This window comes from Loktanella atrilutea (assembly GCF_900128995.1).
Lineage (GTDB): Bacteria > Pseudomonadota > Alphaproteobacteria > Rhodobacterales > Rhodobacteraceae > Loktanella > Loktanella atrilutea.
On sequence record NZ_FQUE01000003.1, the window covers coordinates 51,125 to 73,652 of the forward strand.

Sequence of the window (22,528 nt, forward strand, 5' to 3'; positions counted from 1 at the left end):
CGGCCAGTCTAGCGCGCCGGGGCCGTCGTGGGAACCGGACAGCGCCGGGCGCGGCGATGCTTTGCGAAGGTAAAAAAAAACCCGGGCACCGGGCCCGGGTCAGTCCAACAGGGAGGGTGTCACATGACCCGGTGACGCGGGACTCTGATGGCGTAACGCCGCCTGCGCGGTTTCGGTTCCCGGCCTAGGCGACCAGACGGTAGCCGCCCTGTTCCGTCACCAGCAGGCGTGCGTTGGAGGGATCGGGCTCTATCTTCTGCCGCAGGCGGTAGATGTGGGTTTCCAGCGTGTGGGTGGTGACACCGGCGTTGTAGCCCCAGACCTCGTGCAGCAGGACGTCACGGGCGACCACGCCATCGGAGGCGCGGTAGAGGAACTTGAGAATGTTCGTCTCCTTCTCCGTCAGGCGCACCTTCTTGTCGTCCTCGGTCACCAGCATCTTCTGCGCCGGGCGGAAGGTATATGGCCCAAGCTGGAAGACCGCGTCTTCGGACTGTTCGTGGGTGCGCAACTGGCTGCGGATGCGGGCCAGCAGGACCGGAAACTTGAACGGCTTGCTGACGTAGTCGTTGGCCCCTGCATCGAGGCCGTAGATCGTGTCAGCATCGCTGTCCTGCGCGGTCAGCATGACGATCGGGCATTTCACGCCCTGCTTGCGCATCAGACGGCACAGCTCCCTGCCGTCGGTGTCGGGCAGGCCGACGTCGAGGATGATCAGGTCGTAAAGCTGTTCCTTGGCCTTTGTCATCGCGGTCGCGCCGTCGTCGGCTTCGAACACGTCGAAATCTTCGGTCATCAACAGCTGTTCGCCCAGCGCCTCGCGCAGGTCGTCATCATCGTCAACCAGCAGAATTTTCTTCAATTGGGCCATATCGACCTCCAGAACTCTTTCACGACAGGTGTGCAGCAGTCACGTGATCAACAAGTTGTGCTGCAAAAGGTTCACACGGACGTGTGATTTCATATACAAATGTTTCATTTGTCGCAGGCAGGGCCTAAGTCGGGTCGACGATTGCAAAGGCCTTGACCCATGGGGTTCGCTCCTGACGATACCGAACGACTGGCCCGGGCCCGCGCGGACCTGCGTATGGGCGTGCCCGTCGTGGTGGCCGGGGCCGGTGTCGTTCTGGCGGCCGAGACGCTGCAGCCCGGTCGTCTGGCCTTGCTGCGCGACATGGGTGCTGCGGTCGCCATCACCGACTGGCGCGCGCGGACGCTGAAGGTCGCGGCCTATGATGGCGACGTGGCCCGTATCCTGATCCCCACCGATGCAGGCCCTGCCTGGGTGCAAGCTTTGGCCAACCCCGCGGATGACCTGCGCAGTCCGATGAAGGGGCCGCTGCGCGCCCTGCGCGACGGGTCCGCCGATCTGGCCCGCGCGGCCATCGCCCTGTGCAAGTCCGCCCGCCTGCTGCCTGCCGCCGTCGTGGCGCCGCTGGACGATCCTGCGGCATTTGCGGCAACGCATGGCCTGACCGTCATCGACGGCTTCGCCGCCCGCGCGACGGATATGTCGCCCTTGACCGGCGTCGTCAGCGCCCGCCTGCCGATGTCCGTATCAGAGGCCGGCCGCCTGCACGTCTTTCGCCCGCAAGATGGCGGAGAGGAGCATTACGCCGTCGAGATCGGCCAGCCGGACCGCGCCCGCCCGGTGCTTGCGCGCCTGCACTCCGCCTGCTTCACCGGCGACCTGCTGGGATCGCTGAAATGCGACTGCGGGCCCCAGTTGCGCGCCGCACTGGCGCAGATGGGGGCAGAGGGGCACGGCGTGCTGCTCTACCTCAACCAAGAGGGGCGCGGCATCGGGCTGGCCAACAAGATGCGCGCCTATGCCCTGCAGGATCAGGGGTTCGACACGGTCGAGGCGAACCATCGACTCGGCTTTCACGACGACGAGCGCGATTTCCGCATCGGCGCCGCGATCCTGCGGCAAATGGGATTCTCGGCCGTCCGACTGCTGACCAACAACCCCGCCAAGATCCTTCGGATGGAGGCCTCTGGCATCAGCGTGGTCGAACGTGTGCCGCTGAAGGTAGGCGAGAACGCCCACAACCACGCCTATCTTGCCACCAAGGCGGCCAAGTCCGGCCATTTGCTTTAATAGCGACCCATCTCTCCCGCCAGCAACTGGGTAAAGGCCGTTGGCGGCAGCGCGCCCGGTTGTGAGAACGGGTCCAAGAACGCGAAGATCACGTAGAGGATCACGCCGGTATAGGCCCCGTAAAGCGACAGCAGCGACAGGTGCAGCGGCGTCGGCGCATAGGTGAAATAAGGGACCGCGACCCACACCAGCCCCACGATCGCCGCAAACCAGAACAGACCCGACAGGGATCGCACCGCGTTGTTCTCGCGCTTCTGGCGCAGTTCCGCGATCAGTTCGGATTTCGCGACCATATGCGCGCGCAGATCCTCCCGGCGCGGTGTGTCGGGGTTCAGGTCCAGCACCGTCTGATGGATCTTCTCGCGCAGCTGCCAGCCCGCGCCGGTCAGTTTGCCGGTGTCAGACAGCGTTTCCCACTCGTTGGCGATCACATGACGCATGTAGGCGGCCAGCGTGGCCTGCACCTCTGCCATTTGCGGCGTGTCATAGCGGCGGATGTCATTGAAGATGTCGGCGATCGCCGTCGCCTCGCTGACCAGATCGGACCGGATGTCGGAATAATCCGCCAGTTCCTGGGCGAAGACGAGCGCGAGGATCAGCCCGTGCAGCGTCGCCACCCGCGTCATCACCGACCCGGCGAGGGCCGTCGTCTCCTCTGTCTGTCGGCCGCCCCAGATCGCCCGGGTGACGGCATAGATCACCAGCACGCCGACCACATTGATCAGGGCGATGCCGAAGCCCATCATCAGCTCGTAAAGATGCATGTCTGCCCCCGCGCCCCGTCCTGACGCAAGGCTAGCCCAGCGACCCCGACCGGTCTATGCCCGCGACAGCAAGGAAGAACCGATGACACCCACCGACCTCGTCCTGACCCCGACTCACCTGCGATTCCGCGGTCAGCGGTTTCCCTGCACCATCGGGCGCAGTGGCCTGACGGACGCCAAGCGCGAAGGTGACGGCGCCACGCCGCGCGGCACGCACCGGATCGTCGGCATGCTCTACCGTCCCGACCGCATCGCGCCGCCTACGCCATGGGCCGTGCCAATCCGTCCCGGCGATCTATGGTCGGACGACGTCGATGACCCCGACTACAACATGATGGTCCGCGCGCCGCACGACCTGTCCCACGAGAATCTCCGCCGCGCCGACCCGATGTACGATCTGGTGATTCTCTCGGACTGGAACTGGCCCTATCCCGTGAAAGGCCGTGGTTCCGCGATCTTCATCCACCGGTGGCGGGGGCCCGGGCGGCCGACGGCGGGTTGCGTCGCGCTGTCGCGGGCGCATCTGGCGTGGATAGCACCAAGGATTATGTATAACACTCGGCTTGTTATCGCTTAGCGCCGGTCGTTCGGGGCAGAACCGCCTCAAACGAAAGGACCCGACGATGAAAACCCAAGGCCATTTCATGACACTCGACCAGATCGAACAGCTTCCCTACCGCCCCTGCGTGGGAGTCATGCTTGCCAACACCCGCGGGCATGTCTTCGTCGGTCAGCGCCGCGACAGCGATACCCCGGCCTGGCAGATGCCGCAGGGCGGCGTCGATGCCGGAGAGAAATGTCTGGATGCCGCCCTGCGCGAGTTGTGGGAAGAGACCGGCGTCACCGAGAAGCTGATCAGCGTCGAGGCCGAGACCCGCGGCCTGATCCGCTACGACCTGCCGCACGACCTTGTCGGCAAGGCCTGGGGCGGCAAGTATCGCGGGCAGGAACAGAAGTGGTTCCTGTTCCGCTTTCACGGCACCGACGCGGACGTGAACATCGCGACCGAGCATCCGGAATTCTCGGAGTGGAAATGGATGCCCAAGGACCAGCTGGTCGAGGCGATCGTCCCCTTCAAGCGCGCGGTCTATGCGCAGGTGCTGGCGGAACTGGGCGACCGGCTGTGAAGGCGCTGCTGACCGCCGCGGCTCTGCTGGCCGCCGGTCAGGCGCAGGCCCTGTCCTGCCGCGCGCCGGATCTGATGACCAGCTATGCAGAGGCCGCGGCCAGCGACCTGCCCTACCTGATCCTGACAGGCACGCTGACCGGTCTGCCGAACACGGACGGGATCGCAGAGGCGACCACCGCCACCGGCCGGATGACCGGCATGGGACTGACGCCCGACGGCTTTACCGTGCCCTATGACGGGGATGTCGTGGTGAACGTCACCTGTGCCGGGCCGTGGTGCGGCGGCTTTCCGGGGACCGAACCGCTGCTGGCCTTCGTGCAGATCGACGGACCTGTTCCGGTGCTGACCATGGGCCCCTGCGGCGGCTGGACCTTTCCCGCACCGGACACGGCCACGACGGACCGGCTCGCCGCCTGCCTCGGCGGCGCCGCCTGTTCAGCGCAACCGCTGCAGTAGCGCCACGCCGGCGTGGCCGTCCTGCGGCAGCCCGGCCCGCGCCTGATACGCCCGGATCGCCCGGCGCGTGGCGGGACCGATCTTGCCGTCCGCCCCGCCGGTGCCGAACCCCGCGTCCGTCAGTCGCTGCTGAAGTTCCACCCGCTCCGCCCGGGTCAGCCCGCGCTCGCCCGGTGGAAAGGGATGCGACAGCGGCCCCGCCCCCGCGATCCGGTCGCCCAGATGACCGACGCCGATGATATAGGCCTCGGCGTTGTTGTAGCGGCGAATGACGTCATAGTTTCCGAACACCAGAAACGCCGGCCCGCCCGCCCCGGTGGGCGTGATCAGGCTGGCCGGTCCGTGACCGGGCACCGCCCGCCCGTCGGCGCCGGTCACGCCCAGCGCGGCCCAGTCCGCGGCGGACTGCGTCACGCGGCGCGCGGTCAGGCCATAGTCGAACCCTTCGGGCAGCCGCACCTCCACCCCCCAGGGCTGGCCCGTCGTCCAGCCGAAATGAGACAGGTAAGCGGCGGTCGAGGCCAGCGCATCGCTCGGATCGTCGGACCAGACGTCGCGGCGCCCGTCGCCGGTGAAATCCACGGCATAGGCCGCATAGCTCGTCGGCATGAACTGGGTGTGCCCCATCGCCCCGGCCCATGATCCGGTCATCCGGGCGGGCGTCGTGTCCCCCCGCTGCAGGATCTGCAGCGCCGCCACCAGCTGCCCTTCGAAGAAGCGCCCCCGCCGTCCCTCGTAGGCCAGCGTGGCCAAGGTGGAGATCAGCGGCACCGCCCCGCGCCGCGCACCGAAGTTGCTCTCCATCCCCCAGACCGCCAGGACAACCTGACGATCGACACCGTATTTCGCCTCGATCCGGTCCAGCAGGCTGCCATATTGCACAAGCATCGCCCGCCCCGTCGCCACCCGGGTGTCAGAGGCAGCGGTCGCCATGTAATCGGCCAGCGGCTTCACGAACTCCGCCTGATTGCGGTCCAGCGCAATGCTGTCAGGAATGAACCCCGCGTCGGCAAAGGCCGCATCGAAGGTGGCCGCTGACACCCCCTGCCCCAGCGCCCGCCCCCGGAACCGCCGCACCCAGGCATCGAACCCGGCATCCGGCACCCGCGCATAGGTCCGCGCCAACGGCGCCACCGCAGCAGCGACTGTCACCGCCGGCGGCCGCACAGACGGGCGCAATGTACGCTCCGGTGCAGCATTGGCGGCCGTCGCCACCGAAAGACATAGGGTCAGGGCAATGCGCATATCTCGGTGTCCGATGACGTTTCCACCCAGCATAACCACACGAATCGCCCCGCCTACCCCCGGTCCGCCGCAGCCGGCACATTTCCACCGGCCGCCAACCGCCGTCCTCGCTTTTTTCCAAATACTCCCGCCGGAGGCATACGGCAAAGCCGGATATTCCCGTCAGCGCGCCTGGCGGACCCGACTGACCTTGCGCGCCGTCTTGTTGGCCTTCTTCTTCGCCGCGCCCTGCTTGAAGCGCGGCGGCTTGCCGCGACCCTTGGCCGGCCCTTTCGGCTGGGTCCGCCCGTCCAGTTCCAGCAATTCCACGATCAAGCCACCGGTCACGGGTGCGGCCTCCACCAGCCGGACGCGGGCGCGCTGGCCGAGGCCGATGATCTGACCCGTTTCCGACCCCATCAGGGTCTGCGTCTCGGCGTCGTAGTGGAAATACTCGCGCCCGAGGTTGCGGATCGGGATCATGCCGTCGGCCCCGGTGCCGTCCAGTTTCACGAAGACGCCGAAGCGCGCGATTCCGGCGATCCGTCCGCCGAACTCCGCCCCCACCTGATCCTCCAGAAAGGCGGCGAGGTAGCGGTCCGTCGTGTCCCGCTCCGCCGCCATCGACCGGCGTTCGGTGTCCGAGATCTGCTTGGCCGTTTCGTCCAGATGCTCGATGTCCCAGGGCGACAGGCCGTCCTTGCCCCAACCATGCGCCGTGATCAGCGCGCGATGCACGATCAGGTCGGAATAGCGGCGGATCGGCGAAGTGAAATGCGCGTAGTTGCGCAGGGCGAGGCCGAAGTGGCCGAAGTTTTCAGCGTTGTAATAGGCCTGCGTCATGCTGCGCAGGGTCGCGAGGTTGATCAGCTCGTCCGCATCGGTGCCTTCCGCCTGCGCCAGCAGCCGGTTCAGATGCGCCGTCTTCAGCACCTGCCCCTTCGCCAGCACGAGCCCCGAAGCCTCGGCCACCTCGCGCAGGGCATCGAGCTTCTCGGGGCTCGGTTCCTCGTGAACGCGGAACAGCAGAGGCGTTTTCTTCGCGATCAGTGTCTCGGCGGCACAGACGTTTGCGAGGACCATGAATTCCTCGATCAGCCTGTGCGCGTCTAGACGGTCCTTGAAAGCGATGCCCGTGACCTTGCCATCCTCGTCCAGCTCGATCCGCCGTTCCGGCAGGTCGAGGTCCAGCGGTTGCCGCCGCTCCCGCGCCTTCGCCAGCACGGCGTAGGCGGCGTAGAGCGGCTTGATGACCGTCTCGACCAGCGGCGCGGTCTGGGCGTCGGGATTGCCGTCCATCGCCGCCTGCGCCTGTTCGTAGGTCAGGGAGGCGACCGAGTTCATCACCGCGCGGTGGAAAGTGTGGCCGGTCTTGTTGCCCTCCGCATCCACCTGCATCTCGACCGCGATGCAGGCGCGGTCGACGCCTTCGTGCAGCGAACAGAGGTCGCCGGACAGGGTATCGGGCAGCATCGGCACGACGCGGTCGGGGAAATAGGTGGAATTGCCGCGCTTGCGCGCCTCGCGGTCCAGTTCGGACCCCGGGGTGACGTAATGGGCCACGTCGGCTATGGCGACCCAGATGGTGAAGCTGCCGTCGTCGTGGGCGTCGACAAAGCAGGCGTCGTCGTGGTCGCGGGCGTCGGCGGGGTCGATGGTCAGCAGGTCCACCTTGCGCAGGTCTTTGCGGCCCTTGATGGACGCGGGTTTCGCGGCGTCCGCCTCTGCCACCACGTCGTCGGGGAAGTGGTCGGGGATGCCGTGCTGGTGAATCGCGATCAGGCTGACGGCGCGGGGGCCGGAGGGATCGCCCAGCCGGGTCACGATGCGTGCCTTGGGCAGGCCCATGCGGCCCTTGGGGCCGGTCTGCTCCGCCTCCACCAGTTCGCCGTCCTGCGCGCCGCCGGTGGCACCGGCAGCGATAACGTATTGCCGGTCCGACCCCTTGTCGATCGGCATGACGCGGCCGCCCTCGGACTGGGCGCGGTAGACGCCGAGGATGCGTTCGGGGTTCGTCCCGATTCGCCGGATCATGCGGGCGAGGTAGGCGTGCGGCTCGCCCGGCGTCTCGGTCAGCCGCGCGAGGATGCGGTCGCCGGCGCCCAGTGCGGGATCGGAGGACCGCAGCGCCAGCAGGATGCGCGGCGGCGGCAGCGCGTCGTTCCATTCCAGCGGACGGGCATGAAGGTCGCCGTCGGCGTCGGGCGCCTCGACCTGCAGAACCGAGACCGGCGGCAGCTTCGCCGCATCGCGGTAGGACGACCGGCGTTTCGCCAACTGGCCCGCCGCCTCCATCTCGCGCAGAAGTTGCTTCAGCAGGATGCGGTCCGCCCCCTTGATGCCGAAGGCGCGGGCGATGTCGCGCTTGGCGGTCTGGGTCGGGTTGTCGGCGATGAAGGCGAGGATCTCGGTCTTGGAGGGGATCTGTGTCATGGCGAGGCACCTAGCACGGGGCGGGTGGTTCGTCATGCGATATGTCGGACCGGGGCCAGCCCCGGACCCCGGAGTATTTCGAAAAAAGCGAGGAGGTCAGGCGAAGTAGTCGCGCAGGATGCGGGCGTAGATCGCCTTGAGGGTGTGGATGTCGGCGACGGGGACCCGTTCATCGACCATGTGCATGGTCTTGCCGACGAGGCCGAATTCCGCGACTGGGCAGTGGTCCTTGACGAAGCGCGCGTCGGAGGTGCCGCCGGAGGTCGAGAGGTCGGGGGTCTTGCCGGTCTCTGCCTGGACGGCCTTGCCGATCAGGTCGGAGAGGGGGCCGGGGGGGGTGAGGAAGCTTTCGCCGCTGATCTTGACCGCCATGTCGATGCGGATGCCGGTGTCGGTGGCGACCGCGTCCAGTTCATGTTGCATCCAGTCGGTCAGGGCGGCGCCGGTATGGTCGTCGTTGAATCGGATGTTCACCGTGGCGCGGCAGGTGGCGGGGATCACGTTCGTCGCGGGGTTGCCGGTGTCCATCGTGACGATGGCCAGTGAGGACGGGTCGAAATGGGCGGTGCCCGTGTCGAGTGTGTGGCCCGCGAGCCGGTCCATCAGGCGGGCCATGGCGGGGAGCGGGTTCCTCGCCCGGTGCGGATAGGCGGAATGGCCCTGCACCCCGTGGAAGGTGAACCATGCGGTCATGGAGCCGCGGCGGCCGATCTTCATCGCCTGTCCCATGTGGTCGGGGCTGGTGGGCTCGCCCACAAGGCAGTCGGTCATCGCCTCGCCGTTGGTCGCCATCCAGTCCAGCAGGGCGGTGGTGCCGTCCCGGGCGTCGCCTTCCTCGTCCCCCGTGATGGCGAGGATCACGGCGCCGTCGGGGGGCGTGTCCGTCACGAAGTCGCAGGCGGCGGCGGCGAAGGCCGCGACGCCGGATTTCATGTCCGTCGACCCGCGGCCGTAGAGGAAGCCGTCGCGGATTTCCGCGCCGAAGGGGTCCACCGTCCAGTCGTCGGGGTTGCCGACGGGAACCACATCCGTGTGCCCGTTGAAGCCGAAGCTGCGGTTCGCCCCCTTGCGGCCCCAGCGGGCGTAGAGGTTCGCGATGCCGCCGCGGTCAACGCGGGTGCAGGCGAAGCCCGCCTCGGTCAGGACCCGTTCCAGCAGGACCAACGCGCCGCCCTCGGCCGGGGTGACGGAGTTGCAGCGCACCAGTTGCGCGGTCAGGTCGACGGGGTCGAGGGGCATGGGCGGTCCTTTCGGTTTGGCCGAGAGGTAGCGCGGGGCTGCGGCGCATGCAAACGGTGCCGTCAGGCTGTGGCGTCGCCGTCGTCGAAGAAGGGCGTCATCTGGGCCACGATGACGCTGTTTTCGTCCAGCGCGCGCTGCATCAGGGCACGTTCGTCGTCGTCGATGTCATGGCCTTCGGCGAGCCGTTCGTCGAGCGTGCCATAGCCGGAGACATCGAGCGGCGAGAGGTCGGCCTGCTTGAGGATCGCCACGGTCTCGCGCACGGCCTCGGCCTCGTCCACGCCGGAGGCGTAGCACATCAGGGCGGCACCCGTGGCATCCCTGGGCAGGCCGTCGTCCTTCGACCGTCCGACCTCGACCAGCAGCGTGTAGACCTGTTGCGTGCGCTTGTTCATGGGCGGTGGCATCGCGCCGATGCTGCGCCCTGTCAAGTCAGTTCCAGCCCCAGCGCCGTGCCGTAGATCAGGATCATCAGGACGCTTTCGATGCCGATCCGCCCGGGCCCGGCCCGCTGCCGCACGATCAGCCCGCCCAGCAGGACGGCGGTCATCAGGAGGCCCGTCGTCAGCCAGTAGAGGTCGTTGTCGCCGATCGCGTGGAACAGCGAGCCGTCGCGGTAGCTGGCGTCGGAGGCCACGAGGAAGAGGGTGTCGAAGGTATTGCCGCCGATGATCCCGCCGACCGCCAGTTGCAGCGCGCCGCGGCGCACGGCGACGAGTGTCGTCACCAGTTCCGGCAGGGATGTGACGACGGCGGTGATGACCGCGCCGACCAGCGAGGAGGCAAGGCCAAAGCGGTCGATCAGCGCGCTGCCGACCTGGCTGATCGCCAGACCGCCGAGGCCCATCAGCGCCACCAGACCGGCGAAGTAGAGCGCGGGGCGCAGGGCGGACTTGCCGGCGGCATCGGGATCGTCGGGCGTGTCCTCTCGTGTCGCCTCGGTCTGGACCGGGCGCCACATCGGCTGCTCTGCCACGATCGATGCAACCTTCATCCCGCCGAGATAGGCGGCGAACATGACGAGGGAGACCGGGTGCAGACCGAAGACCGACACCTCTGGCCCCGCGACGGCGCAGAGCGGCAGGGCGAGGAGCCCGATCAGCAGGACCGCCTGGAACAGGTTGGCGGGTTCGGCGGCGGCGTGTTCGAGATTGGCGCGCCGATAGATCATGTCGGCGAGCGCAAGGAACAGGGTCTGCGCTGCAATGCCGCCGACGGCATTGGAAAAGGCGAAGCTTGCATTGCCGTTCAGCGCCGCATCGACGGAGACGACCACCCCCGCCAGCGACGTGGCGCCGCCGAGGATGAGGCCGCCGACCAGCGCCTCGCCCATTTTGGTCCGATCGGCGATGACGTCGGCCAGCCCCGTCGCCTTGATCGAGGCGGCGACGACGACGGCGGCCGCGACGAGGAAGACCGCGAGAAGCGGCAGGAGCGACAGGTTGGCGATCATGCGGTGGCGGTCCTGCAGGTCGGGACAATGAAAAACGGCGCGCAGGGGTCTGCGCGCCGTCGGATTCGTGCCGTCAGGCGGTGATCAGGTCTTGCGACGCACCAGGCGTGCGATCCAGATCAGCAGGCAGGCACCGATGAAACCGGCGATCAGGTAACTGATCCAGCTTTCGGCGGCATAGAGACCCAGCAGCGTGCCGAAGATCAGGTTGAAGACGAAGGCACCGACGATGCCCAGGATGATGTTCATGAGGATGCCCATGTCGGACTTCATGAATTGTTCGGCAAGCCATCCTGCGATGCCACCGATGATGATTGCTGCGAGCCAGCCCATACGACGTTCCTTTGTAAGTCTTGCCCTCCAACAGGGCCTTCCGCGACAGAACGCCTCAGGAATGAGGAAGGTTCCCGTCTTCGTGAACGGAAAGTGAAGCACCGCCTTCGAGACCGTCGTCATGCCCGATCCATCGCGATTTGGCGGCCCAGAGCGCCGCGGTGATCAGTACGATCTGCAACGGAATGAAGAAGACGAGGAAGAGGGCTAGGATCGCCGCCCAGACGGGCCAGCTGTGCAAAAGGCCTTGCGCCGCGCCGAACGCCAGCCCCATTACCACGAAGAGCAGGAGGGCGTCGACAGCCACGAGCGACCACGCTCCGAACCAGCCGGGGCGGGTACCCGTGGCGATCCGGTGGCGGGCGACCGTGCGGCTGACGATCATCAGGTGCGCAGGAGCTCGTTGATGCCGGTCTTGCTGCGGGTCCGTTCGTCGACCCGCTTCACGATCACCGCGCAATACAGGCTGATGTCGTTCTTCGACGGCATGGTGCCGGCCACGACGACGGAATAGGGCGGCACCTCGCCGTAGGTGACCTCGCCCGTCTCGCGGTCGACGATCTTGGTGGACTGGCCGATGAAGACGCCCATGCCCAGCACGGAACCCTCGCGGATGATGCAGCCCTCTACGACCTCGGACCGGGCACCGATGAAGCAATTGTCCTCGATGATCGTGGGGCCGGCCTGCATCGGTTCCAGCACGCCGCCGATGCCGACACCGCCGGACAGGTGGACGTTCTTGCCGATCTGCGCGCAGGAGCCGACCGTCGCCCAGCCGTCGACCATCGTGCCTTCATCCACGTAGGCGCCGAGGTTCACGAAGGACGGCATCAGCACGACGCCCTTGGCGATAAAGGCCGAACGGCGGACGATGCTGCCCGGGACGGCGCGGAATCCCGCGTCGCGCCACTGGTTTTCGCCCCAGCCGTCGAACTTGGACGGCACCTTGTCCCACCAGGTGCTGCCGCCGTTACCGCCGCTGATCGGTTCCATGTCGTTCAGGCGGAAGGATAGAAGCACTGCCTTCTTGGCCCACTGGTTCACGTGCCACGATCCGTCCGCCTGCTTTTCCGCGACGCGCAGGGTGCCGGAGTCCAATGCGTTCAGCGTGTCCTCGATCGCCTCGCGGGTTTCGCCGGTCGTCGCCGGGGTGATCTGGTCGCGGGCGTCCCAGGCGGATTCGATTGCGGTTTCCAGAGCGGCGTTCGACATGGGGGCGGACCTCTTGGCTGGTTCTGCGGGTTCGCAAGGGCTATAGACGCGCAACCCCAGTCGCGCAATCTCAAGGACGTTTCATGCCCGAAGACCACGAAAACAAGTTCCGCCGGTCCGGCGAGGACCGCGTCACCGCGCGACAGGTGCCGGACACGCCGCAGACCCGTGCGCCGTCCTACGCACTGGCCTTCGCGGACGACGATTTTCTGGCGCGGCCCGAGTTACGGCCGATTCGGCTGCAACTGGAGCTGATGAAGCCGGAGATGCTGATGAACGAGGCCGGCGTGAAATCCACCGTCGTGCTGTTCGGTGGCGCGCGGATTCCCGACCCGGCCAACAAGGCGCAGGCGCGAACCGAGACGCTGGCCGACCTGACGAAGTATTACGCCGAGGCCCGGACCTTTGCCCGGATGATCACCGAGCGATCGCTGGCCGACGATCCCTGCGAGAACATCATCGCCACGGGCGGCGGTCCCGGCGTGATGGAAGCAGGCAACCGCGGTGCAGCGGACGCGGGTGGGCTGTCGATCGGCCTGAATATCGTGCTGCCGCACGAGCAGGCGCCGAACGCCTATGTCACGCCGGACCTGTGTTTCAATTTCCACTACTTCGCGATCCGCAAGATGCATTTCCTGATGCGCGCCTCGGCGGTCTGCGTGTTCCCCGGGGGGTTCGGCACGCTGGACGAGATGTTCGAGGCGCTGACCCTGATCCAGACCGGCCGGATGGCCCGCGTGCCGTTCCTGCTGTTCGGCAAGGCGTTCTGGGAGGGGATCATCAACTGGCAGGCGCTGGCCGACGCTGGCACCATCGCGCAGGCTGACCTCGACCTTTTCCGCTATGTCGAGACGGCGGAGGACGCAATGGCGGCGCTGGACGACTGGGACGGCAAGGGGACGAAGCGACGGGATATTCCCGGGCGGTGACGGAACGGATCGCGGGGGCGGTCCGTTGGAGTTCATGGATAGCATCAGGACATTCCTCGACAGCCCCGCCTTCCTGATCGGCTGGGCCTGCCTCATGATCCCCTCCGTCGCGATCCTCTGGTGGGACCTGCGACGGCAGCCGATCATGTCGCTGATGAAGGCGGTCTGGACACTGACCGTCATCTATTCCGGCCCGTTGGGGTTGCTGATCTACTGGCTGACCGGCCGCAGGCAGATCGCCGACGACCGCCTCTGGCGGCGCGGCTTCCGGTCCGTGGCGCACTGCTATTCCGGTTGCGGCGCGGGAGAGATCGTGGGCGTGCTGATCGCCGTGGGACTCTTTGCGGCAGGCAACGGCTGGACGGCGGCGGTGACATTCACCTTTGCCTACCTCTTCGGTCTGGCACTGACGATCGGACCGTTGATGCAGGACGGCGTGGACTTTTCGCAGGCCCTGAAGGACGCTCTGATCTCGGAGACACCCTCCATCGCGGTGATGGAGGTGGTGGCCATCGGCGTCGACCTGTGGCTGGCGGGGCAGGCCACGATGGGCGATGTGCGGTTCTGGACGTCGATGATCGTATCCCTGACCTGCGGGCTGCTGGCCGCCTATCCCGTCAATCTGGTGCTGCTGCGGTTCGGCGTGAAAGAGGGCATGATGGACCCGCGCAAGGCTTAAGAGTCTTCGATCAGGACGACAGCGGCCGGCGGCTTTGTCGGCCGGTATAGATGAGCCTGGGGGTGTCCCGGAAAAGCACGGCCGAACGTGCGTGCAAGGTGACTGTGCGCGTAGCCAAGGTCGGAGGCCTTGCAGCATTTCTGACCATCCGACAGGCTGCAGAGAATGAGTCCGCCGCCTGCGGGGCGCAGGGCGAAGCCATGCCGGGCAAGTCTGCCCTGAAGATCGGGCCAATCTTGAGCGTCAGCCAGATCCTGCGCGAGGAGCGAGCGGAGTGAGGCGACGAGCGCCTCATCAGTCCTTGCGTCCTTCTTCGGTTTGGCGCGCAGTCGCAGATCACGGGCGATCGCATCCCGCATCAGCTGTCCGACCGTCACATCTTCCGTACGCGCCAAAGCCGAAAGCGCGCGCAGCATCGGTTCGGGAATATCGACGGAGACCTTCATCCCGCCAGTCTGGGGCAGTTCCGGTTAGCGAAGCGTTAAAGCCCCGCATCCGCCTCGATCTGCCTGCGGGATTTGCGGGCGCGTTCGGTCTCGGACTTCAACTGACCGCAAGCGGCCATGATGTCCTCTCCGCGCGGCTTGCGGACGGGGGAGGCGTAGCCGGCCTTGTAGATGATGTCGGCGAAGGCGTGGATGCGGTTGTTCGACGACCGCTTGTAGGGTGCGCCCGGCCATTCGTTGAAGGGGATCAGGTTGATCTTGGCGGGGATGCCATCGATCAGCTTGACCAGCCGGTGCGCGTCGGCGTCGGAATCGTTCACGCCGTCAAGCATGACGTATTCGAATGTGATCCGCTCGGAGTTGGAAACCTTGGGATAGACGCGCAGGGCGTCCAGCAGCTCCGCGATCGGCCATTTCTTGTTGATCGGGACCAGACGGTCGCGCACCTCGTCCGTGGTCGCGTGAAAGCTGACGGCCAGCTGGCAGCCGATCTCCTGCGCGGTGCGGGCGATTTCGGGGACCACGCCGGAGGTGGAGAGCGTGATCCGGCGGCGTGACAGGGCGATGCCCTCGCCGTCCATCGCGATCTTCATGGCGTCGCGCACGTTCTCGAAGTTGTAGAGCGGTTCGCCCATGCCCATCAGCACGATGTTCGACAGCAGGCGCGGGCCGTTGTCGCCGGTCCCCTGCCCCGGCTGCGGCCATTCGCCGAGATCATCGCGGGCGATCAGGATCTGGCCGACGATCTCGGCAGGAGTCAGGTTGCGGACCAGCTTCTGCGTGCCGGTGTGACAGAAGGAACAGGTCAACGTGCAGCCCACCTGGGAGGAGATGCAGAGCGTGCCGCGATCCTCCTCGGGGATGTAGACGACCTCCACCTCGTGACCGCCGGCGATGCGGACAAGGTACTTGCGGGTGCCGTCGGTGCTGACCTGACGGGTCACGACCTCGGGCAACTGGATGACGAAGGTCTCGGCCAGCATGGCGCGGTAGTCCTTGGCGAGATTGGTCATCAGCGCGAAATCACGCACGCCCCAGTGATAGAGCCACTGCCACAGCTGGTTCACCCGCATCTTCGCCTGCTTCTCCGGCGTCCCGGCGGCGATCAGGGCCTCGCGCATCTGGTCACGGGTCAGGCCGATCAGGTTGACGGGCCCCTCCGGCACCTTGCGGGGGATGGTGTGGACGTCTTGCGTGATCGGGGCGGTGGCGGTCATGGGTCTGGACCTTTCGGAACGGTGAAGCGCGCCTCATATATGGAAGAAGCCCCGGTTTCCAAGCGAAAACCGGGGCCGGCGGATCGTTCGACGTCGGACCTGCGCCGGCGGAGGTGATTTTTCGCCAGAAAAATCGTTACCCCGCGCAACGGTTGGCGGCTTCCTCTACCGCGGCGGTGAAGCCGAGCAGGGAAAAGGTGTCCGTCGTGACGTTGCCCCGGCCGGACCGGGCCTTCAGCACGGCATCGGATCCCCGCTTCATCGCGGCGACCACGCGGGCGTCATCCTCCGGCGTGGCGGGCCAGGCGTATTCACCTTCGGTGAACAGCTGGAACTGCGAGCCGCCGACGTCCAGATCGACGGTCGATCCCGGCGCGAAGGGATAGCCGCCGGTGAACATGATCTGACCCTTCACGTTCTCTGACGGGCGGTAGAAGACCATCAGGTAGATGTCGCCGCGGTTGCCGGTGGTCGGGTTGCCGTTGCCATCGGTCAGCGTGCTGTTCTTGGGCGCCGAGGTGCTAATGCATTCGCGCGGGTTCTCGGCCTCGAAGGTGCTCCAGTCCGTGTTCGCCGCCACGAGGTTGTCGGTCGTCGCCTGCGCCCCCGCCTGTGATGCCACGCAGGTCGCCGCCGCCAGCGCCAGGGTGCGGATTGTCGTCTTGATCATGATGTATAGGCCTCCAAGCTGCCCTTGCCTCTGTCCTGCCCGCGCAGGGGTTTTATCAACCTTTTCGTCTGGCGGGTCCGTGTTCAACGCGATAGCCATGTCCCTAGCAAAAATTCGCCCAAACTGCAAAGCCCCGATCCGCGCACAAACCCGTGGGGGGATGTGACGAAAAGGAAATGCCGATGAATGCTCCCGTGGATCTGGTCGACGTCTGGCGCGGCGACATCCTCGAATCCCGTCATCAGGGCCATGCGGTCATCTGCGGTGCGGACGGAGAGATCCTGGAGGCCTGGGGCGATCCGCAGGCCACGATCTATCCCCGGTCGTCCTGCAAGATGATCCAGGCACTGCCTTTGGTCGAAAGCGGTGCGGCGGATGCGCACGGGCTAGGTGTCGAACAGCTGGCGCTGTCCTGCGCCAGCCATCAGGGGGCACATATCCATACCGACCGGGTGCAGGTCTGGCTGGACAGCCTTGGCCTTGCCGACGGCGACTTTCGCTGCGGACCGCAATGGCCGAACGACATTCCCGCCCGTAACGAGATCATCCGGGCCCATGCCGCGCCATGCCAGATCCACAACAACTGTTCCGGCAAGCACGCGGGATTTCTGACGCTGAACCGGCATCTGGGCGGCGATGCGGACTACGAACTTGTCGACCACCCGGTGCAGCAGGCCTGCAAGGCCGCCTTCGAGGAGGTGACGGGCGAAACGTCTCCCGGCTACGGCATCGACGGCTGTTCGGCGCCGAATTTCGCGACCTCCGTCCACGGGCTGGCGCGGGCGATGAGCTTCTTCGCCACGGCGCACGACCGCGAGGATGCAAGGAGCAAGGCCGCCGTGCGGCTGCGCGACGCGATGGCGACCTTTCCAGCGCTTGTGGCGGGAGAGACCCGCGCCTGCACCGAGCTGATGCGCGCGATGGAAGGCCGGGTGTCGATCAAGACCGGGGCGGAGGGCGTCTTCGTCGCGATCATCCCCGAAAAACGACTGGGCGTCGCGCTGAAGATCGCGGACGGTGCGACGCGCGCGTCGGAATCCGCCATCGCGGCGATCCTCGTGAAGCTGGGGGTGCTCGACCCCGCCCATCCCGCGGCCCGGGCCCGGATGGAACCGCAGATCCGCAACTGGCGCGGCACGCTCTGCGGTCACATCGCCCCGACGCAAGCCCTGCTGTAAGGAGACGACATGACCTTTACCCTTGCCACATGGAACATCAACTCGGTCCGCCTGCGCGAAGCGCTCGTGGTCGCGCTGCTGCGGAACGAGGCGCCGGACGTGCTGTGCCTGCAGGAATGCAAGAGCCCACTGGACAAGATCCCGGTCGAGCAGTTCCGGGCGCTGGGCTACACCCACATGATCGGACGCGGGCAGAAGGGCTACAATGGGGTCGCGATCCTGTCGAAGCTGCCGATCGTCGAGACGGCGGCGGCGGATTACGCCTCGCTCGGTCACGCGCGGCACATTGCCGGGCGGCTGGAGAACGGCGTCACGATCCACAACTTCTATGTGCCCGCGGGCGGTGACAAGCCGGACCGGACGGTGAACGACAAGTTCGGGCAGAAGCTGGACTACCTGACCGAGATGCGCAACGCCTTCCATGCCGACAGGCCGGAGAAGTCGATCATGGTGGGCGACCTGAACATCGCCCCCCGCGAGGACGATGTCTGGGACCACAAGAAGCTGCTGAAGATCGTCAGCCACACGCCGGTGGAGGTGGAGCATCTGGCGCAGGCGCAGGATGCGGGCAACTGGGTGGACGTGACGCGGCAGGACATCCCGCAGGGCAAGCTCTACAGCTGGTGGTCCTACCGGTCGCCGGACTGGGATGCCGCCGACAAGGGCCGGCGGCTGGATCACATCTGGGCCACGCCCGACATCTCCGGTGCAGCGCACGGCAGCCGCATCCTGCGCCATGTCCGCGGCTGGGAACAGCCGAGCGACCACGCGCCGGTGTTTGCGACTTTCGACCTGTAGGGTGTGACTGCGGTTCGGGCAGATCCTGTCCCCGTGGGACAGGATGCCTCCGGCGGGAGTATTTGGGAAAAAGCGAGGACGCGGTCGTTTTACATGATCGGCCGTTGCGCTAGGGTGCGCGAAATTTCAGGAGAGTTGCCATGCCGCTGACCCAGCCCGTGCCGAAACCCGTGGTGCTGTGCATCCTCGACGGATGGGGATTGCGTGACGGGCGCGAGGCCAATGCGCCCGTGCTGGCGGAGACGCCCAACTTCGACCGGCTGATGGCGGAGTGTCCTCATGCGACCCTCGTGACCTTCGGACCGGATGTCGGCCTGCCGAAGGGGCAGATGGGCAATTCAGAGGTCGGGCATACCAATATCGGCGCGGGCCGCGTGGTGGCGATGGACCTCGGTCAGATCGACCTTGCGATCGAGGATGGCAGCTATCCCGAGCAGCAGGCGATCCGGCGCTTCGCCGCGCGGCTGAAGGACACCGGCGGGCGGGCGCATCTGATGGGGGTGGTGTCCGATGGCGGCGTGCATGGGCACGTCGCGCATCTGGTGGAGACCGCACGGATGCTGGCGGCGCAGGGCATTGCCGTAGTCATCCATGCGATCACCGACGGGCGCGACGTGGCGCCAAGTTCTGCCCCCGCTTTCATGGACGACATGTTGGCGCAGTTGCCCGAGAACGTGACGGTCGCGACGGTCATCGGACGTTATTACGCGATGGACCGCGATAACCGGTGGGACCGGGTGCAGACCGCCTTCGACGCGATGGTGAAGGGCGAGGGGGACCGGGCAGAGACGCCGCAGGCCGCGATTGCCGCCGCCCATGACGCCGGCAAGACCGACGAGTTCATCCCCGCCACGGTGATCGGGGATTACGACGGCATGCGCCCCGCCGACGGTTTCTTTTGCCTGAACTTCCGCTCGGACCGGGCGCGGGAGATTCTCGAGGCGATCGGCAATCCGGATTTCAACGGCTTCCCGCGCGAGATGCCGGAACTGGCGGTGCGTCTGGGGATGGTTGAATACTCCGACCGTCACGGCGCGTGGTTTGACGCCGTCTTTCCCAAGCGCGACATCCGCAATACGCTGGGGGAATGGGTGGCGCATCACGGCAGGACCCAGTTCCGGCTGGCGGAGACCGAGAAGTATCCGCACGTCACCTTCTTTCTGAATGGTGGCAAGGAGCAGCCGGAGGAGGGCGAGGATCGCGAGATGCCGAAGTCGCCCAAGGTCGCGACCTACGACCTGCAACCGGAGATGTCGTCGGTCGAGGTCACGGACGATTTCGTGGCGGCGATCGGGAAGGGTTACGACCTGATCGTGACGAACTATGCCAATCCGGACATGGTGGGCCATACCGGCGATCTGGGTGCCGCGATCAAGGCCTGCGAGGCGGTTGACCGCGGCCTTGGCCGCGTGCTTGAGGCGCTGGAGGCGGCCGGTGGTGCGATGGTGGTCTGCGCCGACCACGGCAACTGCGAGACGATGGTCGACCCCGAGACCGGGGGGCCGCACACGTCGCATACCACGAACCTCGTGCCCGTGATCCTGTTCGGCGGGCCGGCTGGCGCGCGTCTGCGCGACGGGCGGCTGGCGGATCTTGCACCGACGCTGCTGCAACTGATGGGCCTGCCGCAGCCCGAAGAGATGACGGGCCGGAGCCTGATCGCCTGATGCGCCGTGCGGCGATCCTGCTGGCGCTGTGCCTTGCCGGGCCGCTGGCAGCGCAGACGCCCGGCGACGCGGCGACACAGGCGGCGGACCGGCTGCGGGCGGCACGGGCGCAGCTGGATGCCGCAGCGGGGGCGCGCGACCGGGTTGCCGCCCTGACCGAAACCGTACGCGCCTACGAGGACGGACTGGTCGCCCTGCGCGACGGGCTGCGGCGGGTGGCGATCCGGCGGGACACGCTGCAGGTACAGCTGGACGCGCGGCAGGAGGAAATCTCGCAACTGCTGGGCGTCCTCGCCTCGATCGGCAAGGCCCCGGCGCCGCTGCTGCTGCTGAATCCGGCGGGGCCGCTGGGGACCGTGCGGTCCGGCCTGCTGGTGGCGGATGTGGCGCCGGCGTTGCAGACGAAAGCGGACAGCCTCCGCGGGCAATTACAGGAACTGGCGCTGCTGCAGTCCCTGCAGGAAACCGCCGCGGATACGCTGCGCGACGGACTGCAGGGGGCGCAGACGGCGCGCGCCGCCTTGTCGGCGGCGGTGGCAGACCGGACCGATCTGCCACAGCGCTATACGGAGGATGCGGTGCAGACGGCCCTGCTGCTGGCCAGCACCGACACGCTGGCGGCCTTTGCCGATGCGCTGGCGGGCAGTGTCGACGTGGCGGCGCCGGAGCTGGTGGCGGAGGGCGATCTGCCGCTGCCGGTGCGCGGCACGGTGCTGCGCGCCTTCGACGCGCCGGATGCGGCGGGGATCGCGCGGCCCGGCGTCGTGATCGCAGCGCGGCCGCGGGCGCTGGTGACGACGCCGGTGGCGGCGACGCTGCTGTTCCGCGGGCCGCTGCTGGATTATGGCAACGTCGTGATCCTGGAACCGGCGCAGGACGTCCTGTTCGTCATCGGCGGGCTGGCGGAGGTCTATGGCGAGGCCGGTCAGGTCCTGCCGGCGGGGGCGCCGCTGGGGTTGCTGGGCGGGGATTCGCCAGACGTTGACGCGATTTTGACCGATCCGGCGCCCGGATCGGCGGTTGCGGCGACGCAGACCCTTTATCTTGAAGTCAGAGACGGGCAAAGTCCCGTCAACCCAGGCACCTGGTTCGCGCTGGACTAGATAGGAACACGCATGAAGAAAATTCTGATGGCAGCCGCCGGCGGCACCGTGCTGGGCCTTGTGGCCACGACGCAATTCGCAGGCCCGCTGCTGGCGCAGACTGCCAGCAAGGAAAGCAGCGTCTACGAGCAGCTGGACCTGTTCGGCGACATCTTCGAGCGGATCCGTCAGGGCTACGTCGAGGATGTGGACGACAAGAAGCTGATCGAGGCTGCGATCAACGGGATGCTGACGTCGCTTGACCCCCATTCGTCCTATCTGTCCGAGGACGACGCCAAGGACATGCAGGTGCAGACCCGCGGCGAGTTCGGCGGTCTGGGGCTGGAAGTCACGCAGGAAGAAGGCTGGGTGAAGGTCGTGTCCCCCATCGACGGGACGCCCGCCGCCGCCGCCGGCATGATGGCCGGCGACTACATCACCGCGGTCGACGGCGAGAACGTGCTGGGCCTGACGCTGGACGAGGCGCTGAAGCTGCTGCGCGGGCCGGTGGGGTCGGAAGTCATCATTTCCGTCGTGCGCGGCGACAAGCCGGAGCCCTTTGACGTGTCCATCGTGCGCGACACGATCAAGCTGACCGCCGTGCGGGCCCGCACCGAGGGCAAGGCCGTGGTGCTGCGGGTGACGACGTTCAACGCGCAGACCTTCCCCAACCTCGAGGAAGGCCTGAAGAAGCAGATCGAGGAGGCCGGCGGGGTCGAGAACGTCGACGGCATCGTGCTGGACCTGCGCAACAACCCGGGCGGGTTGCTGAACCAGGCGGTCTTCGTGTCGGATGCCTTCCTTGAAGGCGGAGAGATCGTGTCGACCCGTGGCCGCAATTCCGCCGACAGCGACCGTTACAACGCGACGGCGGGCGATCTGGCGCAGGGGCTGCCGATGGTCGTGCTGATCAACGGCGGATCGGCCAGCGCATCGGAGATCGTGGCAGGCGCGTTGCAGGATCATCGCCGGGCGATCGTGGTGGGCACCAAGTCCTTCGGCAAGGGATCGGTGCAGACCGTCGTGCCGCTGCAGGGCAACGGCGCGATGCGGCTGACGACGGCGCGCTACTACACGCCGTCGGGGCGGTCGATCCAGAACCTCGGTATCTCTCCCGACATCATCGTGGAACAGCCCGCCGTGCATCCCGCGGACGAGACCGAGACCGAGGATACGACGGCGCAGCAGATGCGGTCAGAGGCCGATCTGCGCGGCACGTTGTCGAACGACAGCCTGAGCGAGGACGAGATCAAGCAGATCGAGGAAGACCGCGCCCGGGCCGAGGATGCGGCGAAGCTGCGGGACGAGGACTATCAGCTGGCCTATGCCATCGACATCCTGAAGGGCCTGCATGCGCTGGGTCCGCAGGTCGAGGTGGACGTGACCGTGAAGGACGACAGCGCCCCCGCCGATGCGGAGAGTGCGGCGCCTGCCAACAACTGACTTTCGCGCAATCTGCGATGAGGCGCCCCGTCAATCGGCGGGGCGTTTCACGTTTGGCCCGGACCTTGGCGA

24 protein-coding genes are annotated in these 22,528 nt (G+C 66.8%); 11 read left to right on the plus strand and 13 right to left on the minus strand.

What is annotated here, in order from left to right:
* Positions 1–184 precede the first annotated feature (184 nt).
* Positions 185–871 carry a response regulator transcription factor gene (locus tag BUA54_RS08035; protein ID WP_072856738.1) on the minus strand — a complete coding sequence of 229 codons (687 nt, stop codon included), beginning with the start codon at positions 869–871 and terminating at the stop codon, positions 185–187.
* A 159-nt stretch (positions 872–1,030) separates the two neighbouring features.
* Between BUA54_RS08035 and ribA the strand changes: the two genes are divergently transcribed.
* A complete protein-coding gene (gene ribA / locus BUA54_RS08040; RefSeq protein ID WP_072856739.1) occupies positions 1,031–2,101 on the plus strand; it encodes a GTP cyclohydrolase II in 1,071 nt (356 codons plus the stop codon).
* Here the strand turns inward: ribA and BUA54_RS08045 are convergent.
* The gene (locus BUA54_RS08045) at positions 2,098–2,865 is read right to left on the minus strand and encodes a bestrophin-like domain (RefSeq protein WP_072856740.1); all 768 of its coding nucleotides are present in this window, start codon (positions 2,863–2,865) and stop codon (positions 2,098–2,100) included. The genes ribA and BUA54_RS08045 overlap by 4 nt on opposite strands.
* An 82-nt stretch (positions 2,866–2,947) precedes the next feature.
* Here BUA54_RS08045 and BUA54_RS08050 point away from each other — a divergent pair, with 82 nt between their 5' ends.
* The 3 genes from BUA54_RS08050 to BUA54_RS08060 are packed head-to-tail and all read left to right on the plus strand — an operon-like array spanning position 2,948 to position 4,450.
* The gene (locus BUA54_RS08050; protein WP_072856741.1) at positions 2,948–3,442 is read left to right on the plus strand and encodes a L,D-transpeptidase family protein; all 495 of its coding nucleotides are present in this window, start codon (positions 2,948–2,950) and stop codon (positions 3,440–3,442) included.
* 46 nt (positions 3,443–3,488) lie between these two features.
* Complete coding sequence (locus BUA54_RS08055; RefSeq protein WP_245810598.1) at positions 3,489–3,992, plus strand: RNA pyrophosphohydrolase; 504 nt, start codon at positions 3,489–3,491, stop codon at positions 3,990–3,992.
* Positions 3,989–4,450 (plus strand): hypothetical protein, encoded by a 462-nt coding sequence (locus BUA54_RS08060; protein WP_072856742.1) that lies wholly within the window; start codon positions 3,989–3,991, stop codon positions 4,448–4,450. Before BUA54_RS08055 ends, BUA54_RS08060 begins: the two co-directional genes overlap by 4 nt.
* Here BUA54_RS08060 and BUA54_RS08065 read toward each other — a convergent pair.
* From BUA54_RS08065 to dapD, 8 genes are all read right to left on the minus strand, one after another.
* Complete coding sequence (locus tag BUA54_RS08065; RefSeq protein ID WP_072857029.1) at positions 4,430–5,695, minus strand: lytic murein transglycosylase; 1,266 nt, start codon at positions 5,693–5,695, stop codon at positions 4,430–4,432. The genes BUA54_RS08060 and BUA54_RS08065 overlap by 21 nt on opposite strands.
* Positions 5,696–5,857: 162 nt before the next feature.
* Positions 5,858–8,107: a ribonuclease R gene (gene rnr, locus BUA54_RS08070; RefSeq protein ID WP_072856743.1), complete on the minus strand. Its 2,250-nt coding sequence runs from the start codon at positions 8,105–8,107 to the stop codon at positions 5,858–5,860.
* A 96-nt stretch (positions 8,108–8,203) separates the two neighbouring features.
* Positions 8,204–9,346, minus strand: a complete 1,143-nt coding sequence (gene dapE / locus BUA54_RS08075) for a succinyl-diaminopimelate desuccinylase (protein WP_072856744.1) — start codon at positions 9,344–9,346, stop codon at positions 8,204–8,206.
* Between the two features lie 62 nt (positions 9,347–9,408).
* Positions 9,409–9,744, minus strand: a complete 336-nt coding sequence (locus BUA54_RS08080; RefSeq protein WP_072856745.1) for a hypothetical protein — start codon at positions 9,742–9,744, stop codon at positions 9,409–9,411.
* 32 nt (positions 9,745–9,776) lie between these two features.
* Positions 9,777–10,802, minus strand: coding sequence for a sodium:calcium antiporter (locus tag BUA54_RS08085; RefSeq protein WP_072856746.1), 1,026 nt, complete (start codon positions 10,800–10,802; stop codon positions 9,777–9,779).
* Positions 10,803–10,886: 84 nt separating this feature from the next.
* Positions 10,887–11,135, minus strand: a complete 249-nt coding sequence (locus BUA54_RS08090) for a GlsB/YeaQ/YmgE family stress response membrane protein (RefSeq protein WP_072856747.1) — start codon at positions 11,133–11,135, stop codon at positions 10,887–10,889.
* 55 nt (positions 11,136–11,190) lie between these two features.
* Positions 11,191–11,520, minus strand: coding sequence for a hypothetical protein (locus BUA54_RS08095; protein ID WP_072856748.1), 330 nt, complete (start codon positions 11,518–11,520; stop codon positions 11,191–11,193).
* Positions 11,520–12,347 (minus strand): 2,3,4,5-tetrahydropyridine-2,6-dicarboxylate N-succinyltransferase, encoded by an 828-nt coding sequence (gene dapD, locus BUA54_RS08100; protein ID WP_072856749.1) that lies wholly within the window; start codon positions 12,345–12,347, stop codon positions 11,520–11,522. Before dapD ends, BUA54_RS08095 begins: the two co-directional genes overlap by 1 nt.
* An 83-nt stretch (positions 12,348–12,430) precedes the next feature.
* Between dapD and BUA54_RS08105 the strand changes: the two genes are divergently transcribed.
* Together BUA54_RS08105 and BUA54_RS08110 are read left to right on the plus strand one after the other, a co-directional pair.
* A complete protein-coding gene (locus BUA54_RS08105; RefSeq protein ID WP_072856750.1) occupies positions 12,431–13,276 on the plus strand; it encodes an LOG family protein in 846 nt (281 codons plus the stop codon).
* Between the two features lie 34 nt (positions 13,277–13,310).
* On the plus strand, positions 13,311–13,955 hold the full coding sequence (locus BUA54_RS08110; protein ID WP_072856751.1) for a DUF4396 domain-containing protein: 645 nt from the start codon (positions 13,311–13,313) through the stop codon (positions 13,953–13,955).
* Here the strand turns inward: BUA54_RS08110 and BUA54_RS08115 are convergent.
* From BUA54_RS08115 to BUA54_RS08125, 3 genes are all read right to left on the minus strand, one after another.
* Positions 13,952–14,401, minus strand: coding sequence for a ribbon-helix-helix protein, CopG family (locus BUA54_RS08115; protein ID WP_072856752.1), 450 nt, complete (start codon positions 14,399–14,401; stop codon positions 13,952–13,954). The two genes, BUA54_RS08110 and BUA54_RS08115, sit on opposite strands and share 4 nt — an antisense overlap.
* 35 nt (positions 14,402–14,436) lie before the next feature.
* Complete coding sequence (gene rlmN / locus BUA54_RS08120; protein WP_072856753.1) at positions 14,437–15,618, minus strand: dual-specificity RNA methyltransferase RlmN; 1,182 nt, start codon at positions 15,616–15,618, stop codon at positions 14,437–14,439.
* Positions 15,619–15,754: 136 nt separating this feature from the next.
* Complete coding sequence (locus tag BUA54_RS08125; protein WP_178352726.1) at positions 15,755–16,288, minus strand: invasion associated locus B family protein; 534 nt, start codon at positions 16,286–16,288, stop codon at positions 15,755–15,757.
* A 182-nt stretch (positions 16,289–16,470) separates the two neighbouring features.
* Between BUA54_RS08125 and BUA54_RS08130 the strand changes: the two genes are divergently transcribed.
* The 5 genes from BUA54_RS08130 (at position 16,471) to BUA54_RS08150 (ending at position 22,456) form a co-directional block, all read left to right on the plus strand.
* Complete coding sequence (locus BUA54_RS08130) at positions 16,471–17,466, plus strand: asparaginase (RefSeq protein WP_072856754.1); 996 nt, start codon at positions 16,471–16,473, stop codon at positions 17,464–17,466.
* A gap of 9 nt (positions 17,467–17,475) precedes the next feature.
* A complete protein-coding gene (locus tag BUA54_RS08135; RefSeq protein WP_072856755.1) occupies positions 17,476–18,264 on the plus strand; it encodes an exodeoxyribonuclease III in 789 nt (262 codons plus the stop codon).
* Positions 18,265–18,404: 140 nt separating this feature from the next.
* Entirely contained in the window at positions 18,405–19,931 is a 1,527-nt protein-coding gene (gene gpmI / locus BUA54_RS08140) for a 2,3-bisphosphoglycerate-independent phosphoglycerate mutase (RefSeq protein ID WP_072856756.1), read from the plus strand.
* Positions 19,931–21,034 carry a murein hydrolase activator EnvC family protein gene (locus BUA54_RS08145; protein ID WP_178352727.1) on the plus strand — a complete coding sequence of 368 codons (1,104 nt, stop codon included), beginning with the start codon at positions 19,931–19,933 and terminating at the stop codon, positions 21,032–21,034. The genes gpmI and BUA54_RS08145 overlap by 1 nt, the downstream gene beginning before the upstream one ends.
* A gap of 12 nt (positions 21,035–21,046) precedes the next feature.
* Positions 21,047–22,456 (plus strand): S41 family peptidase, encoded by a 1,410-nt coding sequence (locus tag BUA54_RS08150; RefSeq protein ID WP_072856758.1) that lies wholly within the window; start codon positions 21,047–21,049, stop codon positions 22,454–22,456.
* The last annotated feature ends 72 nt before the right edge of the window (positions 22,457–22,528 follow it).

Coding starts and splice junctions, on each gene's coding strand:
- BUA54_RS08035 (WP_072856738.1), bottom strand. CDS start 871: ATGGCCCAATTGAAGAAAATTCTGCTGGTTGACGATGATGACGACCTG.
- ribA (WP_072856739.1), top strand. CDS start 1,031: ATGGGGTTCGCTCCTGACGATACCGAACGACTGGCCCGGGCCCGCGCG.
- BUA54_RS08045 (WP_072856740.1), bottom strand. CDS start 2,865: ATGCATCTTTACGAGCTGATGATGGGCTTCGGCATCGCCCTGATCAAT.
- BUA54_RS08050 (WP_072856741.1), top strand. CDS start 2,948: ATGACACCCACCGACCTCGTCCTGACCCCGACTCACCTGCGATTCCGC.
- BUA54_RS08055 (WP_245810598.1), top strand. CDS start 3,489: ATGAAAACCCAAGGCCATTTCATGACACTCGACCAGATCGAACAGCTT.
- BUA54_RS08065 (WP_072857029.1), bottom strand. CDS start 5,695: ATGCGCATTGCCCTGACCCTATGTCTTTCGGTGGCGACGGCCGCCAAT.
- rnr (WP_072856743.1), bottom strand. CDS start 8,107: ATGACACAGATCCCCTCCAAGACCGAGATCCTCGCCTTCATCGCCGAC.
- dapE (WP_072856744.1), bottom strand. CDS start 9,346: ATGCCCCTCGACCCCGTCGACCTGACCGCGCAACTGGTGCGCTGCAAC.
- BUA54_RS08080 (WP_072856745.1), bottom strand. CDS start 9,744: ATGAACAAGCGCACGCAACAGGTCTACACGCTGCTGGTCGAGGTCGGA.
- BUA54_RS08085 (WP_072856746.1), bottom strand. CDS start 10,802: ATGATCGCCAACCTGTCGCTCCTGCCGCTTCTCGCGGTCTTCCTCGTC.
- BUA54_RS08090 (WP_072856747.1), bottom strand. CDS start 11,135: ATGGGCTGGCTCGCAGCAATCATCATCGGTGGCATCGCAGGATGGCTT.
- BUA54_RS08095 (WP_072856748.1), bottom strand. CDS start 11,520: ATGATCGTCAGCCGCACGGTCGCCCGCCACCGGATCGCCACGGGTACC.
- dapD (WP_072856749.1), bottom strand. CDS start 12,347: ATGTCGAACGCCGCTCTGGAAACCGCAATCGAATCCGCCTGGGACGCC.
- BUA54_RS08105 (WP_072856750.1), top strand. CDS start 12,431: ATGCCCGAAGACCACGAAAACAAGTTCCGCCGGTCCGGCGAGGACCGC.
- BUA54_RS08110 (WP_072856751.1), top strand. CDS start 13,311: ATGGATAGCATCAGGACATTCCTCGACAGCCCCGCCTTCCTGATCGGC.
- BUA54_RS08115 (WP_072856752.1), bottom strand. CDS start 14,401: ATGAAGGTCTCCGTCGATATTCCCGAACCGATGCTGCGCGCGCTTTCG.
- rlmN (WP_072856753.1), bottom strand. CDS start 15,618: ATGACCGCCACCGCCCCGATCACGCAAGACGTCCACACCATCCCCCGC.
- BUA54_RS08125 (WP_178352726.1), bottom strand. CDS start 16,288: ATGATCAAGACGACAATCCGCACCCTGGCGCTGGCGGCGGCGACCTGC.
- BUA54_RS08130 (WP_072856754.1), top strand. CDS start 16,471: ATGAATGCTCCCGTGGATCTGGTCGACGTCTGGCGCGGCGACATCCTC.
- BUA54_RS08135 (WP_072856755.1), top strand. CDS start 17,476: ATGACCTTTACCCTTGCCACATGGAACATCAACTCGGTCCGCCTGCGC.
- gpmI (WP_072856756.1), top strand. CDS start 18,405: ATGCCGCTGACCCAGCCCGTGCCGAAACCCGTGGTGCTGTGCATCCTC.
- BUA54_RS08145 (WP_178352727.1), top strand. CDS start 19,931: ATGCGCCGTGCGGCGATCCTGCTGGCGCTGTGCCTTGCCGGGCCGCTG.
- BUA54_RS08150 (WP_072856758.1), top strand. CDS start 21,047: ATGAAGAAAATTCTGATGGCAGCCGCCGGCGGCACCGTGCTGGGCCTT.